Genomic DNA, 14,665 nt, shown 5'->3' with positions numbered 1-14,665 from the left:
CTTGCCCTAGCCTTCGTGCCGCGCCGCGCGGGCGCGCGGGCCGTGGAAGTAATCATGCACCCAAGGATGATCCACGCGGGCCATCTCCTCTATCGTGCCGGTGACAAGAACGCGCCTTTCGGCCAAGACGGCGACACGGTCGCAGACCGCGTAAAGCGTGTCGAGATCATGTGTGACCAGGAACACCGTTAGCCCCAGCGCCCGGCTAAGTCCATGGATCAGCTGGTCGAACTGGGCCGCGCCGATCGGGTCGAGCCCCGCCGTCGGCTCGTCGAGAAAGACGATCTCGGGGTCGAGCGCCAGGGCCCGGGCAAGGCCCGCGCGCTTGCGCATGCCCCCCGAGAGCTCGGAGGGATACTTGTCGCCCGCCGAGGCCGGCAGGCCCACCATCTCGACCTTGAGCTGCGCCAGCGCACGCCGCGTCGCGGGCGCGAGGTCGGGCACGTGGCCGAGCGGCACCTCGACGTTCTCGCGCACCGTCAGCGAGGAGAAGAGCGCCCCGTCCTGGAACATCACGCCCCAGCGGTCCTCGACCGCGGCGCGGGCGGCGGGATCGCCCGAGGTCAGGTCGCGGCCCAGGACCTCGATCCGCCCGGCGTTGGGCGGCTTCAGCCCGACGATGGTCTTCAGCAGCACCGACTTGCCGGTGCCCGAGCCGCCGACGACGCCCAGGATCTCGCCGCGCGAGACCTCGAGGTCGAGCCCCTCGTGCACCACCTGCGTGCCGAAGCGGTTGTCGATGCCTCTGAGGCGGATGACCGGATCTGCCGCCATGCTCAGACCCCCAGCTCGGCGAAGAAGATCGAGAAGATCGCATCGGCCACGATCACCGCGAAGATCGCCTGGACCACCGCCTTGGAGGTCTGCCGGCCGAGGCTCTCGGCGTTGGAGCCGACGCGCATTCCCGCGTTGCAGCCCACGACCCCGATGATCACCGCGAAGACCGGCGCCTTCGACAGGCCGATCAGCACATTGGCGATGTCGGTGCCCTCGGAGAGCCGGGTGAGGAACATCGCCGGCGAGATGTCGAGCACAAGAAGCGACATGATCCCGCCACCCAGAAGCCCCATGACATTGGCCACCAGCCCCAGGATTGGCAGCATCAGGATCAGCGCCAGGATGCGCGGCACGAAAAGCGCCATGGCCGGGTCGATGCCAAGCGTACGCATGGCGTCGATCTCCTCGCGCATCTTCATCGAGCCGATCGCCGCGGTGAAGGCCGAGGCGGTGCGGCCCGCCACGATGATCGAGGTCAGCAGGATGCCCAACTCGCGCAGGATCGAGATCGAGATCAGGTCGACCACGAAGACCTCGGCGCCGAACTGGCGCAGTTGCGTCGCGCCCTGGAAGGCCAGCACCACGCCGATCAGGAAGGACAGGAGGCTGACGATCGGCACCGCGCGCAGGCCCACGTCCTCGCAGTGCGAGACCAGCGCGGTCAGGCGGAACTCGCCGGGATGGCGGAGCGCGCGGCCAAGCCGGGCGAGGAAGAGCCCGAAGACGCCGAGGAAGACGCCCGCGCCCTGGCCCGCGCGGTAGACGCCTTCGCCGAGATCGGCGAGCCGATCGAGCGGCCCGCGCCGAGGCGCAGGCGCGGCGGGCTCGGCGGGGGCCGCGAGCCCCGAGACCCGGGCGATCAGCGCCTCGAAATCCGCGGGCGCAGCGGCGATGCGGAAGCTCTGCCCCGCCGCCTCGATACGCTGGCGCAGCCGGGCGATCAGCCAGGCCCCCGCCGTGTCGAAGCGCGTCAGCCCGGACAGATCGGCGGCGATGTCGCGGTCGGCGGGCAGCGCGGCCAGCCGGTCCTCGGCCTCGGTGACCTCGAAGACGGTCAGCCGCCCGGCGATCTCGAGCGCGCGGGTCTCGCCGGTCTCGGCGCTGGTGATGCGCAGCGGCGCGGCGCTTTCTTCGGGCTCAGACATGATCGCTCATCCCCGCCAGAACCGCGGCGTGAAGAGCACCAGCACCGCCATCAGCTCGAGCCGCCCCATCAGCATCGCGAAGCAGAGCACCCATTTCGCCGTGTCGTTCAGCGGCGCGAAACTGCCCGCGGGCCCGATCGTCGGCCCGAGCCCCGGCCCGATGTTGGCCAGCGCCGTCGCCGCCCCGGAGACCGAGGTGATGAAATCGAGCCCGGTCATGCTGAGCGCCAGCGCCAAGACCCCCAGGGTCACGATGAAGAACATGAAGAAGGTCACCACCGAGGAGAGCACGTCCTCGCCGATGGGCCGCCCCTCGAAGCGCGGCGTGAAGATCCCGTGCGGGGCGCGGATGCGGCGCATCTGGCTGCGCACCGAGGCCATCATCAGCTGCCAGCGGAAGACCTTGATCGAACAGGCGGTGGAGCCCGCGCAGCCGCCGATCAGCCCGATGAAGAAGAACATCGCCACCAGGAAGGCGCCCCATTGCATGTAATCCGCCGAAGCATAGCCGGTGCCGGTCATGATCGAGACGATATTGAACAGCGCCTGGCGCAGCGCGCGTTCGGGCGGATGCTGCGAGCCCATGACCAGGATCGCCGCCGCCAGCGCCACCAGCAGTGCAATGATCGTCAGGAAGGCACGGATCTGGCTGTCGCGCAGGATCGCCGCCTCCTGGCCGTTCATAAGCTGCACGTAGCGCACGAAAGGCAGCGCCGCGAGCACCATGAAGATCGTCGACACGTATTCCGCCGAGCCCGAGAAGGTGCTGAAGGAGGCGTCGTAGTTGGAAAAGCCCCCGGTCGAGACGGTGCTGAGCGCATGCACCGTGGCGTCGAAGACCGACATGCCGGTGGCGATGTAGCTCAGCGCGCAGATCAGCGTGATGGTGATGTAGATCGACGAGATCGAGGACGAGATCTCCGCCGCGCGCGGCAGCACCTTGCCCATGGTGTCGAAGGCCTCGGAGCGGAAGATCTGCATGCCGCCGACGCGCAGCTCGGGCAGGAAGACCATGGCGACCACGATGATGCCGATGCCACCCAGCCACTGCAGGAGCCCGCGCCACAGCAGGATGCCCTTGGGCAGCTCGTCGAGCCCGGTGAAGACGGTCGATCCGGTGGTGGTCAGCCCCGACATGGCCTCGAAGAAGGCGTCGACAAAGCGCGCCTCGGTGGCGCCCAGCACGAAGGGAATGGCGCCGAAGACCGGCAGCACCACCCAGACGCCGGTGGTCAGCAGGAAGATCTGCTGCAGCGACAGCCGGTCCTTTACCGCGTTCTGCGAAGCCAGCGAGATGAACCCGCCCGAAAGCGTGGTGATGATGGCGCTTTCGGCAAAGACCGGCCAGGCCCCGCGCCCCTCTGCGATGTCGACCAGCATCGGCACGAGCATCGTGAGGCCGAGGCAGGTCACGAGAAGGCCGATCACATAGGCCACGGGACGCAGGTCGAACATGACGGCGAGCGTTGGCGTGCCCCGGAAGCCAAGTCAAGCACGCGGGCGCGGGCGCAGGCGCGCGCGTGGCCTCAGGGCCAGAATTGGGGGCTGGAATTTAGGGCCGGAGGTGCCCTGCCCCGGGGTGGGCCCGGGGCAGGCGCGCGGTGGGCCTCAGCCGACGTGGAAGAGCGTCGAGAAGAGCCGCGGGTCGAGGCTGTCCTGGTCGAAGAGCGGCCCCTCGGTCAGCACCGAGACGGCGTCATGGCTGTGCAGGCTCTCCTGGTGGCTCGCCACCACCCGGAAATCGCCGATGCGCGGATCCTCCTGGAGCTGCTCGGCGAAAAGCCGGGCGGCGTCCTCCACGAAGATCGGGTTGGCGGCGTTCAGCTCCGCGAAGGCCTGTTCGTCCTCGCGCTTGACCATGACCTGGGTCTCGGTCGGCACCGCCGCGCGGCAAAGCTCGATCAGGTCCTCGAACCAGAGGCACTCCGCGCCGGTCATCTCGACCGAGACGCGCGCCACCGAGCGCTGCGAATGCGGCGTCGCCAGCACGCCGCGCTCGCGGCGGGCATGCTCGGACAGCTCCAGCGAGCAGGGGCAGGTCGAGGAATAGACGTAGTCGAGATGCATGATCTTGCGGCGCACCCCGTCGGTCTCGACCAGCTCCAGCGCGATGTCGTAATACTGGTAGCCCTCGAGCCCCGAGCGCAGGCTCTCCACCGTCACCGGGAAGCGCAGGCGCATGTTGATGCGCGCGTCGAAGCTTTCGAGGTCGGCCTTGTAGTCGTCGAGCGCCGCTTCCATCACCTCGAAGGAAAAGGTCTTCTCGGCGTGCCGGTAGAAGGAGCGGATGATCCGCGACATGTTGATGCCCTTCTTGTCGGCCTCGAGGCTGACCGATCCGGTCACGCTGGTCTCGAGCGTCAGGGGGCCGTTGTCGCGGGTGCGGAAGCTCACCGGCAGGCGGAAGTTGGAGATGCCGACGTGCTGGATCGCGCGGCGCGCGCCGCGGATCAGCGAGGAAGGGCCGTTCTGCAGGTCCGGCAGCCCGGCCTTGTAGTCGGCGTCCACGTCGAAGCCGTGGTCGTAGGTCCGCGCCAGGGCGGGATAGCTGTCGGGATCGGGCAGCAGCTTGGAGATCGCCGGGTCGAGCGCCTCGACCTCCGCCGAGCCTGCGGTCTCGGCCCAATGGCGCAGAAGCGCCAGGGCCTCCTCGGCGGCCTCGCGGCTGGGGGAGCGGTCGATTTCCGGCGTGTGAACGTTCATGAGGGGCACTCCGTCTCTGGGACGCGCTTTATCTAGGGCGGCATCGGGCAATGCCCGCATGTCCCCGTGTCTACGTATCACAAACTCGGCCGGATCAGCAGCGTTTCAAGGATTTAGCGCCCCTCAGCGCGCCCTTTCACATTGCCGAGAGCGCCGCCTCGATGTCGGAAATCAGGTCCGATGCGTCCTCCAGCCCCACCGAGAGGCGAATGAGCCCCTCGGAGATGCCCAGATGGGCCTTCATCTCGTCGGAAAGCCGCTGGTGGGTGGTTGTCGCCGGATGCGTCGCAATGGATTTCGCGTCGCCCAGATTGTTCGAGATCAGGATCACCTCGAGCGCGTTGAGGAATCGGAAAGCGGCCTCCTTGCCGCCGTCGATCTCGAAGGCGATCATCGTGCCGCCGGCGCCGATTTGCCGCAGCGCCAGCGCGTGCTGGGGGTGGCTCTCGGCGCCCGGGTAGATCACCCGCGAGAGCCGCGCGTGCCCTTCGAGCGCCGCGGCGATGCGCGCCGCGCTTTCGGTCTGGGCGCGGACCCTGAGGTCGAGCGTCTCGAGCCCCTTCAGAAGCACCCAGGCGGTGAAGGGGCTCATCGAGCCCCCGGTGTGCTTGAGGTAGGGCTCCACGGTCTTGCGGATGAACTCCCTGGTGCCGAGGATCACGCCGCCGAGCGTCCGCCCCTGCCCGTCCATGTGCTTGGTGGCGGAATAGATCACCACGTCGGCGCCCTGGGCGATGGCGTCGGAATAGACCGGGGTCGAGAAGACGTTGTCGACCACGACGCTGGCGCCCACGCCGCGCGCGATCTCGGCGACCGCGGCGATGTCGACGAGCTCCAGCGTCGGGTTGGACATCGATTCGAAGAAGACCGCGCGGGTGTCGGGCCGGACCGCGGCGCGCCACTGCTCGAGGTCTGCCCCGTCGACCAGCGTCACCTCCACGCCGAAGCGCGGCAGGATCTCCTCGACGATATAGAGGCAGGAGCCGAAGAGCGCCCGGGCCGAGACGATGTGATCCCCGGCCTTCAGCATCGCCATGAGCGCGCCGTTGACCGCGGCCATGCCCGAGGCGGTTGCGAAGGCGTCCTCGGCCCCTTCCAGAAGCGCCGCGCGCTCCTCGAACATGCGCACGGTGGGATTGCCGTAGCGGGCATAGATGAACTCGTCCTCGCCGGCCTGGAGGAAGCGCTGCTCGGCCGCCTCGGCGCTGGGATAGACAAAGCCCTGGGTGAGGTAGATCGCCTCGCTCAGCTCACCGTATTGCGAGCGGCGGGTCCCGCCATGCACGAGGTTGGTGCGGGTCTTGCGCGTCGTCATCGTCTTTCTCCGGTTCCCGCCGCGCCCGAAGGCGCGGGACATGAAAAAACCCCCGTCGCGGCCAAGCGAAAGGGGTTCCGGCGTGGAACGCTCTCGTCTGACCTCTTTAGCGGTGTGTTTAACGTGGCCCGCAATCCGGTGCACAAATCGCCACGCGCCGTCGCTAGCCCGAAGCGCCCCGCCGGTCAAGCCGCCTCAGGCGCGCCCCGGGGCGGCCCTCCGCCCGCCCGGCGCCGCGCCCAACGCCTCCGCGGCGCGCACCGCGCCCCACGCCGCGCCAAGCCCGCACACCCCCAACCGCAAACACCCACCACCAAAAAAATCCACCCCCTCACCCCGCACAGCCCAAGCCACTCCGGGCGCCCCGCCCCCGGCATGGCCGGGCCAAAAATACTCCCCAGAGCGCGAGACCGGAGGTCTCGCAGCGCCGGGACCGTCAGGGCCCGGCGCTCCCCCCCCTCTCAGTGATCGCGCCGCTTCGAGGGGCTCTCGCCCATGTAATCCGCCGTGGTCCGCACCGGGCGGCGCTCGCCCCCGGCGAAGGGGTTGTTGGTGCTGTGGAACTGCGCCTTCACCCGGCAGTCGTCGCACATCTGGATCATCCGCGCGGCGTCGGGATTGGCGAACATCGCGTGGTTCCCGGCGAGCTTCTCGGTGATCCGGTCGATGGTGGATTTCACCCCGAAGAGCGCGCCGCATTCGACGCAGGCGAAGGGCTCCTCCTCGTGCAGCACGCGCTGCGACAGCGCCGCCTCGCTCAGGTCCATGCGCGGCTCGAGCGCGATGGCGTCCTCGGGGCAGATGTTGGCGCAGAGGCCGCATTGCAGGCAGGCGTCCTCCTGGAACAGAAGCTGCGGCTTGTCGGGGTTGTCGCCGAGCGCCCCCGAGGGGCAGAGCGACACGCAGGAAAGGCAGAGCGTGCAGGCGTCCGGGTCGACCAGCACCGCGCCGTAGGGGCTGCCCTCGGGCAGGGCCATGACGCCGCCCTCGGGGTTCAGCGCGCGGGCGGCGACGCGGGCCACCTGGCGGCGGGTGCCGATCGGCAGGGCGGGCTCGGAAAGCGCCTCGGCCGCACCGCCGTAAAGCGCCTCGGGCAGGGCGTCGGGCTCGGCGGGCTCCAGGAGGCGCACCGCCTCCTGCCCGGTCAGGGCGTTGGCCAGCGCGGTCTCGCGGGTCGGGGTCTCGCGCTCGGTCCGGGGCGAGAGCAGCAGGTCCACGCGGGAGAAGCCCGCCGCCAGCGCGGCGACCATCTCGGCATGACCGAAGCCCGCCAGCGCCTCGGTCTCGAAGGGGATCACATCGGCGGGCAGCCCGCGGCCGAAGCGCGCGGCAAGCCCGATCATCTCGCGGCCGTGGTCCCCGTCATGCACCAGGAGCCGGGGCGCCCCGCCGCCGGCCTCGCGGTAGCTGCGCGCCAGGGTGTCGAGCCGCCGGAAGATCGCCGCGGGCGGCGGCGCGTCATAGGCGATGGCCCCCGAGGGGCAGAGCGCCGAACAGGCGCCGCAGCCCGCGCAGACCATCGGGTCAACGGTGACGTGATCGCCCGAGGGGCTGATCGCGCCGGTCGGGCAGATGTCGAGGCAGCGGGTGCAGCCGGTCTGGCTGGCGCGGGAATGGGCGCAGAGCGCGGGCTCGGTGCGCACGTAGAGCGGCTTCTCGAAGGTGCCGACCAGCCCCGCGGCCTCGGCCACCCGCATCCAGAGGTCCGCCGGGCGCCCGGGATCGGCGCGCAGGTAGCCCTCGCGCTTCTCGTGGGCGGGGAAAAGCGGCGTCGCGCCGCGCAGGTCGAGGATCACGTCGCAGGCCGAGCCCGCGCCGTCGCGGGGCTCGGAGAAGGCGAATGACCCGCGCCCGCCGGGCAGAAGCTCCTGGAAGCCGTCGATCCTGAGCTGGAAGCCCCCGAGCGCGCCCTGGGCCGAGCGCAGCCGCCCGCGCACCACGTCGAAGCGGCGGTCGGCGGGGGGATCGGTGGCATCCTCCTGCAGGACCGTGACCGCCAGCGTCTCGCAAAGCCGCGCGGCGACCTCGAAGACCAGCTCGCCCGTGCCCAGGAGCAGGCAGGTGCCCTCGGAGGTGACGTCGCGGGTGCGCGGCACCGGCATCTCCAGCAGCGCCTCGGCGGCAAGTGCCGCCTGTTTCGGCCCCGCCTCGGCGCTTTCCTCGGACCAACCCGCGCGGTCGCGCAGGTCGACGAAGGCCGGGGTCTCGACGCCCAGCTCCTCGGCCAGCATCTCGAAGAAGGCGGTCTCCTGGGCGCAGGCCACCAGCGTGTCGCCGCCCGCCAGCGCCTTGGCGGCGGCCTCGGTCTCGCCCTGGCAGAGCGCGTGGTGCACACGGCCGGTCTCGCAGCCGGTGGCCGCGCCGATGCGGGCGGCGTCGACGGGCTGCGAGCCCAGGCAATCGCAGAGCAGAAGACGTTTTGTCATGGATCCCCCTTCATTCCCGGCGGGCCGCGGGCCTGGCTGGGACCTGCGGCGAACCCCTTGTTCTTCGGGAATTTGTGATTTTGGATAGCGCCCGCTGCCGGGTTAGACAAGGTAGAGCCTCGCAGAGACGGACGGCCGGCACCAGAGGGAGAGCACAGGTGACAACCGCAAGTGATCTGGCGGACCGCAAGACGGTCAGCCGCCGCGTCGGCGTCCTGGTGGAGCGCCGCCCGGGGGTAACCCGCTGGCAACGCGAGGTCTGGCAGCCGAAGGCGCTCCTGGCCGATGCGCCCGATGCCGACTGGCGCGAGCTGCGCCGCGAGGGCGAACGGATCGACTACCACGCCGCGACCGTGCCGCTGACGCTTTATCGCGGCGAGGCCGAGGCCTACCGCGTGGCGCTCTCGGAAAAGGTGCCCGCGGGGTTCGTGATTCTCCGCCCCTCGGGGCAGGAGGAGTTTCCCTGGAAGGTGCATCTCGTGACCCTCTCGCCGCATGAGGCGGCGCTTTTCGAGCAATCGGGCGAGGAGCTCGTGGAGAAGCTCGCCCTGCCCGACGCGCTGATCGGCTGGGCCGGCCAGTGGATCGAGGCGCATTACCGCGAAGAAGCCTTCGTCAAGCGCAAGCGCCGCCGCGCGCCGGGCCCCGAGGACGGCGAAGAGCGGCTGGGCGATCCGCGCATCGCCAAGCCCACCGACATCTTCCGCGCCCCCACCGCGGGCCGCCACGGAGACCGGACATGAGCCGGGGCGACTTCTGGTCGCGGCGCAAGGCCCGCGTCGCCGAGGAGGCCCAGGACGCCGCCCGCAGCGCCGCCGAGGCCGAGGAGACCGCCCGCGCCGGCGCCCTGGCCGAGAAGAGCGACGCCGAGATCTGCGCCGAGCTGGGCCTGCCCGATCCCGACAGCCTGGAGCCCGGCGAGGGCATCGCCGCCTTCATGCGCCGGGAGATCCCCGAGCGGCTGCGCCGCCGGGCGCTGCGCAAGCTCTGGGGCTCGAACCCGGTCCTGGCCTGCGTCGACGGGCTGAACGACTACGACGACGATTACACCAACGCCGCGACCGACATGCCGGGGGTGAAGACCGCCTATGAGATCGGCCGGGGCATGCGCGCCCATGTCGAGACGCTGGCCGCCGAGGCGGAGGCCGAGGCGGGTGACGCGGCGCCCGAGGCGCTGGCGGCGGATGCGGGCGAGACGGCGGAGAGCGCCCCCGCTGTGTCCCCCGAGGGGCACGGGGATGAGACGCCCGGAGAGGACGCCGAAGACTCGGTCGAGCCCCCTGCCCTGGCCTCGGATCCTGCACGCGAAACGGAGCCTCAGACCGGGGCCGAGAGCGCGCCCGAGACACCTTCAACAGCTGGAACCCTGGCGGGTTCGGGAAAAAATGCAGGGTCCCGCGCAGATATGCAGGATCAGGCATGGGTGGAGAGCCCTTCTACGACCAAAGTCGCAATGGAGGCTCCCGCCCCGGAAGGAACACCATTGCATACAGATCCCGAGGCGTTTCATCGGCCCCGCCGGATGCGCTTCGATTTCGAGGAGAGGGAATGACCACCGCTGCTTCGGCGAGCCCCCATGTGGGCGAGGAGGACCGGCTTCGCGCCGATCTCTACAACTTTCTCGGCCTGCTCCTGGCAGGGCCGCCGGACGAGATGTTGCTGGCGCAGGTCGCCGGCCTCTCGGGCGATGACAGCGACCTGGGCCAGGCGATCACCCGGCTGGCCGATTGCGCCAAGAGCTCCTCGGTCCGCGACCTCGAACGCGAGTTCAACCGGCTCTTCATCGGCCTCGGCCGGGGCGAGCTTCTGCCCTATGCCTCGTATTACCTGACCGGGTTCCTGAACGAGAAGCCGCTCGCCACGCTGCGCCAGGACCTGCGCGCGCGCGGGCTGACGCGTTCGCCCAATGTCTTCGAACCCGAGGACAACATCGCCTCGCTGATGGAGGTCATGGGCGCGCTGATCGTCGGCCGCTTCGGCCAGCCGGCGCCGCTCGAGGATCAGAAGACCTTCTTCAATCGCCACGTCGGGCCCTGGGCCGGGCATTTCTTCGCGGACCTCGAGACCGCGAAATCGGCGATGCTTTACGCCGCGGTCGGCTCGGTCGGCCGCGCCTTCGTGGAGATCGAACGCGAGGGCTTCCGATTGACCTCGGAGTGATCCACCCCAGGTTGCCGCGGCACGCGCCGCGTCGGCCCTGAAAAATTGCAGGTTTCCCGTGGCTTGCGGGGAGGGCTGCCAAAAAGGTCGGACCGGCCTTCACCCGCGGTCCACGACAAGGAAGGGAGAGACCCAGAATGTCCGAGAGCAAGAAGGCGGATGCGAGCCGCCGCAACTTCCTGAAACTCGCCGGCACCGCGGCGCCCGCCGCCTTCGCCGCCGTCGCGACCTCCGGCACCGAGGCCGAGGCCGCCGCCTCCGACCAGGGATCGGAGAGCGGCCTGCGCGACACCGCGCATACCCGCGCCTATTTCGACAGCGCCCGGTTCTGACGGACGCCAGCTTCTACGCATAACCGGCCACAGGGTGTCACGTCCCCGAAAGCCGGATACAGGATCCCGCACCGGCCCTCCGGGCTGCCAGCGGGGACGCTAACGGAGGGAACCATGCTCAGGAAAAAGACAAGCGGGGTGGCGCGCCGCCCCCAGAGAACCGGGCTTCTGTCCGAGATCGGCGGGGCTTCCGTCGATCGCCGCGCCTTCCTGCGCGGCTCGGGCCTGGCCATCGGCGGTCTGGCCGCGATCAGCGCCACCGCGGGCTCGGTCACGCAGGCCTCGGCCCAGCAGGCCGTCAATGACGCCGTGCAGACGGTGAAATCGGTCTGCACCCACTGCTCGGTCGGCTGCACCGTCATCGCCGAGGTGCGCGACGGCGTCTGGACCGGCCAGGAGCCGGGCTGGGACAGCCCGTTCAACCTCGGCGCCCATTGCGCCAAGGGCGCCTCGGTGCGCGAACACACCCACGGCGAGCGCCGTCTCAAGTATCCCATGAAGAAGGTCGACGGCGAGTGGACCCGGATTTCCTGGGAGCAGGCGATCAACGAGATCGGCGACGAGATGCTGCGCATCCGCGAGGAAAGCGGCCCGGATTCGGTCTACTGGCTGGGCTCGGCCAAGCATAACAATGAACAGGCCTATCTCTTCCGCAAGTTCGCCGCCTACTGGGGCACCAACAACGTCGACCACCAGGCGCGGATCTGCCACTCCACCACGGTCGCGGGCGTTGCGAATACATGGGGCTACGGCGCCATGACCAACTCCTACAACGACATCCACAACAGCCAGGCGATCTTCGTGATCGGCGGCAACCCCGCCGAGGCGCATCCGGTCTCGCTGCTGCACCTTCTCAAGGCCAAGGAGCAGAACAACGCGCCGCTGATCGTCTGCGACCCGCGCTTCACGCGGACCGCGGCCCATGCGGACGAATACGTGCGCTTCCGGCCCGGCACCGACGTCGCTCTGGTCTGGGGCATCCTCTGGCACATCCTCGAGAACAAGTGGGAGGACGAGGAGTTCATCCGCACCCGGGTCTGGGGCATGGACCAGATCCGCGAGGAGGTCGCCAAGTACAACCCCGAGGAGGTCGAGCGCATCACCGGCACGCCGGGCTCGCAGCTCGAGCGGGTGGCCCGCACGCTGGCCAACAACCGTCCCGGCACCGTGATCTGGTGCATGGGCGGCACCCAGCACACCAACGGCAACAACAACACCCGCGCCTACTGCATCCTGCAGCTGGCCCTGGGCAACATGGGCAAGGCCGGCGGCGGCACCAACATCTTCCGCGGCCATGACAACGTGCAGGGCGCGACCGACCTCGGCGTGCTCGCCGACACGCTGCCCGGCTACTACGGCCTCTCCGCCGGCGCCTACGCCCACTGGGCGCGCGTCTGGGAAGAGGACCTGGACTGGCTCAAGAGCCGCTTCAGCCAGGAGACCGCCAGCGACAAGGGCAACGAAGACGTTCCGATGATGAACGTCACCGGCATCCCGGTCTCGCGCTGGATCGACGGTGTGCTCGAGGACGCCGAGAACCTGGCCCAGCCCAACAGCACCAAGGCCATGGTCTTCTGGGGCCACGCGCCGAACTCGCAGACCCGCCTGCCGGAAATGAAGACGGCGATGGAAAAGCTCGATCTCCTGGTGGTGGTCGATCCCTATCCGACCGTCTCGGCGGTGATGAACGACCGCACCGACGGGGTCTACCTGCTGCCCGCGGCCACGCAGTTCGAGACCTACGGCTCGGTCACCGCGTCCAACCGCTCGCTGCAGTGGCGCGAAAAGGTCGTCGACCCGATCTTCGAGTCGAAGCCCGACCACACGATCATGAAGCTCTTCGCCGACAAGTTCGGCTTCTCGGACCGGATCTTCCGGAACATCGAGGTGAATGGCGACGAGCCGCTGATCGAGGACATCACCCGCGAGTTCAACCGCGGCATGTGGACCATCGGCTACACCGGCCAGTCGCCGGAGCGGATGCGCACCCACATGCAGAACCAGCACACCTTCGACCGCACCACGCTCAAGGCGCTCGGCGGTCCGGCTGACGGCGACTACTACGGTCTGCCCTGGCCGAGCTGGGGCACGGCCGAGATGAACCATCCCGGCTCGCCGAACCTCTACGACATCTCCAAGCCCGTCTCCGATGGCGGCATGGGCTTCCGCGCCCGCTTCGGGGTGGAGCGCGACGGCGACAACCTCCTGGCCGAGGGTGTCGCGCCGGTCGGCTCGGAGATCCCCGACGGCTACCCCGAGTTCACCATGCAGATGCTCATCGACCTCGGCTGGGACGGCGATCTCACCGACGAGGAGCGCAGCGTGATCGAACGGGTCGCCGGCTACAGCGGCGAGCGCCCGCAGGCCCAGGCCGGCGGCGCCTCGGACGCCGAGACCGAGGTCGGAGAGCAAAGCCAGACCGGCCCGCTCAAGTCCGACTACGCCAAGGCCGTCGGCGGGGTGAACTGGAAGACCGACCTCTCGGGCGGCATCCAGCGCGTCGCGATCAAGCATGGCTGCGCGCCCTACGGCAACGCCAAGGCCCGCGCCGTGGTCTGGACCTTCCCGGACCCGGTGCCGATCCACCGCGAGCCGCTCTACACGCCGCGCTACGACCTGGTGGCGGATTACCCGACCTACGAGGACAAGAAGTTCTGGCGGGTGCCGACGCTCTACAAGTCGATCCAGGCGACGGATTTCTCGTCCGACTACCCGATCACCCTCACCTCCGGCCGCCTGGTCGAATACGAGGGCGGCGGCGACGAGACCCGCTCCAACCCCTGGCTCGCCGAGCTCCAGCAGGACATGTTCATCGAGGTCAACCCGCGCGACGCCAACAACCTGGGCGTCCGGGACGGGGCGATGGTCTGGGTGCATGGCCCCGAGGGCGGCAAGATCCGCGTCATGGCCATGGTGACCGAGCGCGTCGCGCCCGGCGTCGCCTTCATGCCCTTCCACTTCGGGGGCTTCTGGCAGGGCGAGGATCGCCGCGACCACTACCCCGAGGGCGCGGATCCCTACGTCCTCGGCGAAAGCTGCAACACTGCGCAGACCTATGGCTACGACTCGGTCACGCAGATGCAGGAAACCAAGGCAACCCTTTGCCGCATCGAAGCCGCGTAAGGAGGAGAGAGACTTATGGCACGCGCAAAATTCCTCTGTGACGCCGAACGCTGCATCGAATGCAACGCCTGCGTGACCGCCTGCAAGAACGAGCACGAGGTGCCCTGGGGCATCAACCGGCGCCGGGTGGTGACGATCCAGGACGGCAGCCCGGGCGAACGCTCGATCTCGGTGGCCTGCATGCATTGCTCCGATGCGCCCTGCATGGCGGTCTGCCCGGTGGATTGCTTCTACCAGACCGCCGACGGCGTGGTCCTGCACTCCAAGGACCTCTGCATCGGCTGCGGTTACTGCTTCTACGCCTGCCCCTTCGGCGCGCCGCAGTATCCGCAGGCCGGCAACTTCGGCAGCCGCGGCAAGATGGACAAATGCACCTTCTGCGCCGGCGGCCCCGAAGAGGACAACAGCCAGGCGGAGTTCCAGAAGTACGGCCGCAACCGGATCGCGGAAGGCAAGCTGCCGATCTGCGCCGAGATGTGCTCGACCAAGGCGCTCCTGGCCGGTGACGGGGACGTGGTCTCCGGCATCTACCGCGAGCGCGTCGTCGCCCGCGGCTTCGGCTCGGGCGCCTGGGGCTGGGGCACGGCCTACGACCAGAAGGGCCAGTAAGGCCCCGGGCCGACGGCCCGACACCTCCGGGGCCGGCCTGCCGAGGCCGGCCCTTTCCGTCCGGTCCCCGTCCCG

At 69.4% G+C, this 14,665-nt stretch carries 12 protein-coding genes and 1 riboswitch; of the genes, 6 read left to right on the top strand and 6 right to left on the bottom strand.

The annotated features are described in order from the left end of the window. Positions 1-6: 6 nt before the first annotated feature. The 6 genes from LR948_RS08260 to LR948_RS08235 all read right to left on the bottom strand — a co-directional run bounded on the left by LR948_RS08260 (position 7) and on the right by LR948_RS08235 (position 8,366). Complete coding sequence (locus tag LR948_RS08260; RefSeq protein ID WP_232753519.1) at positions 7-774, bottom strand: ABC transporter ATP-binding protein; 768 nt, start codon at positions 772-774, stop codon at positions 7-9. Positions 775-776: 2 nt separating this feature from the next. Then, positions 777-1,922 carry an ABC transporter permease gene (locus tag LR948_RS08255; RefSeq protein WP_232753518.1) on the bottom strand — a complete coding sequence of 382 codons (1,146 nt, stop codon included), beginning with the start codon at positions 1,920-1,922 and terminating at the stop codon, positions 777-779. 6 nt (positions 1,923-1,928) lie between these two features. Further along, positions 1,929-3,377: a TrkH family potassium uptake protein gene (locus tag LR948_RS08250; RefSeq protein ID WP_232753517.1), complete on the bottom strand. Its 1,449-nt coding sequence runs from the start codon at positions 3,375-3,377 to the stop codon at positions 1,929-1,931. 153 nt (positions 3,378-3,530) lie between these two features. Next, complete coding sequence (gene folE2, locus LR948_RS08245; protein WP_232753516.1) at positions 3,531-4,625, bottom strand: GTP cyclohydrolase FolE2; 1,095 nt, start codon at positions 4,623-4,625, stop codon at positions 3,531-3,533. Positions 4,626-4,761: 136 nt separating this feature from the next. Beyond that, positions 4,762-5,940 carry an O-succinylhomoserine sulfhydrylase gene (metZ, locus tag LR948_RS08240; RefSeq protein WP_232753515.1) on the bottom strand — a complete coding sequence of 393 codons (1,179 nt, stop codon included), beginning with the start codon at positions 5,938-5,940 and terminating at the stop codon, positions 4,762-4,764. Between the two features lie 85 nt (positions 5,941-6,025). After that, a riboswitch (SAM riboswitch) is annotated at positions 6,026-6,104 on the bottom strand. Between the two features lie 297 nt (positions 6,105-6,401). Continuing rightward, complete coding sequence (locus LR948_RS08235) at positions 6,402-8,366, bottom strand: 4Fe-4S binding protein (protein ID WP_232753514.1); 1,965 nt, start codon at positions 8,364-8,366, stop codon at positions 6,402-6,404. Between the two features lie 158 nt (positions 8,367-8,524). Here LR948_RS08235 and LR948_RS08230 point away from each other — a divergent pair, with 158 nt between their 5' ends. The 6 genes from LR948_RS08230 to fdh3B all read left to right on the top strand — a co-directional run bounded on the left by LR948_RS08230 (position 8,525) and on the right by fdh3B (position 14,590). Further along, entirely contained in the window at positions 8,525-9,109 is a 585-nt protein-coding gene (locus tag LR948_RS08230; RefSeq protein ID WP_232753513.1) for a DUF3305 domain-containing protein, read from the top strand. Further along, positions 9,106-9,918, top strand: a complete 813-nt coding sequence (locus LR948_RS08225) for a DUF3306 domain-containing protein (RefSeq protein WP_232753512.1) — start codon at positions 9,106-9,108, stop codon at positions 9,916-9,918. Before LR948_RS08230 ends, LR948_RS08225 begins: the two co-directional genes overlap by 4 nt. After that, positions 9,915-10,526, top strand: coding sequence for a molecular chaperone (locus tag LR948_RS08220; protein ID WP_232753511.1), 612 nt, complete (start codon positions 9,915-9,917; stop codon positions 10,524-10,526). The genes LR948_RS08225 and LR948_RS08220 overlap by 4 nt, the downstream gene beginning before the upstream one ends. Before the next feature lie 137 nt (positions 10,527-10,663). After that, positions 10,664-10,858 (top strand): twin-arginine translocation signal domain-containing protein, encoded by a 195-nt coding sequence (locus tag LR948_RS08215; protein WP_232753510.1) that lies wholly within the window; start codon positions 10,664-10,666, stop codon positions 10,856-10,858. 114 nt (positions 10,859-10,972) lie between these two features. Beyond that, positions 10,973-13,981, top strand: coding sequence for a formate dehydrogenase subunit alpha (locus LR948_RS08210; RefSeq protein ID WP_232753509.1), 3,009 nt, complete (start codon positions 10,973-10,975; stop codon positions 13,979-13,981). A 15-nt stretch (positions 13,982-13,996) separates the two neighbouring features. Next, a complete protein-coding gene (gene fdh3B / locus LR948_RS08205; protein ID WP_232753508.1) occupies positions 13,997-14,590 on the top strand; it encodes a formate dehydrogenase FDH3 subunit beta in 594 nt (197 codons plus the stop codon). Positions 14,591-14,665: the final 75 nt, after the last annotated feature.

This window comes from Roseivivax sp. GX 12232, assembly GCF_021272185.1.
Taxonomy (GTDB): domain Bacteria; phylum Pseudomonadota; class Alphaproteobacteria; order Rhodobacterales; family Rhodobacteraceae; genus Roseivivax.
The sequence above is the reverse complement of the archived record's forward strand: the minus strand, read 5'-3'. Positions and strand labels throughout refer to the sequence as shown.

What these genes read in the sequence shown, in the direction of transcription:
- LR948_RS08260 (WP_232753519.1), bottom strand. Translation starts at nt 774, where the DNA reads ATGGCGGCAGATCCGGTCATCCGCCTCAGAGGCATCGACAACCGCTTC.
- LR948_RS08255 (WP_232753518.1), bottom strand. Translation starts at nt 1,922, where the DNA reads ATGTCTGAGCCCGAAGAAAGCGCCGCGCCGCTGCGCATCACCAGCGCC.
- LR948_RS08250 (WP_232753517.1), bottom strand. Translation starts at nt 3,377, where the DNA reads ATGTTCGACCTGCGTCCCGTGGCCTATGTGATCGGCCTTCTCGTGACC.
- folE2 (WP_232753516.1), bottom strand. Translation starts at nt 4,625, where the DNA reads ATGAACGTTCACACGCCGGAAATCGACCGCTCCCCCAGCCGCGAGGCC.
- metZ (WP_232753515.1), bottom strand. Translation starts at nt 5,940, where the DNA reads ATGACGACGCGCAAGACCCGCACCAACCTCGTGCATGGCGGGACCCGC.
- LR948_RS08235 (WP_232753514.1), bottom strand. Translation starts at nt 8,366, where the DNA reads ATGACAAAACGTCTTCTGCTCTGCGATTGCCTGGGCTCGCAGCCCGTC.
- LR948_RS08225 (WP_232753512.1), top strand. Translation starts at nt 9,106, where the DNA reads ATGAGCCGGGGCGACTTCTGGTCGCGGCGCAAGGCCCGCGTCGCCGAG.
- LR948_RS08220 (WP_232753511.1), top strand. Translation starts at nt 9,915, where the DNA reads ATGACCACCGCTGCTTCGGCGAGCCCCCATGTGGGCGAGGAGGACCGG.
- LR948_RS08215 (WP_232753510.1), top strand. Translation starts at nt 10,664, where the DNA reads ATGTCCGAGAGCAAGAAGGCGGATGCGAGCCGCCGCAACTTCCTGAAA.
- LR948_RS08210 (WP_232753509.1), top strand. Translation starts at nt 10,973, where the DNA reads ATGCTCAGGAAAAAGACAAGCGGGGTGGCGCGCCGCCCCCAGAGAACC.
- fdh3B (WP_232753508.1), top strand. Translation starts at nt 13,997, where the DNA reads ATGGCACGCGCAAAATTCCTCTGTGACGCCGAACGCTGCATCGAATGC.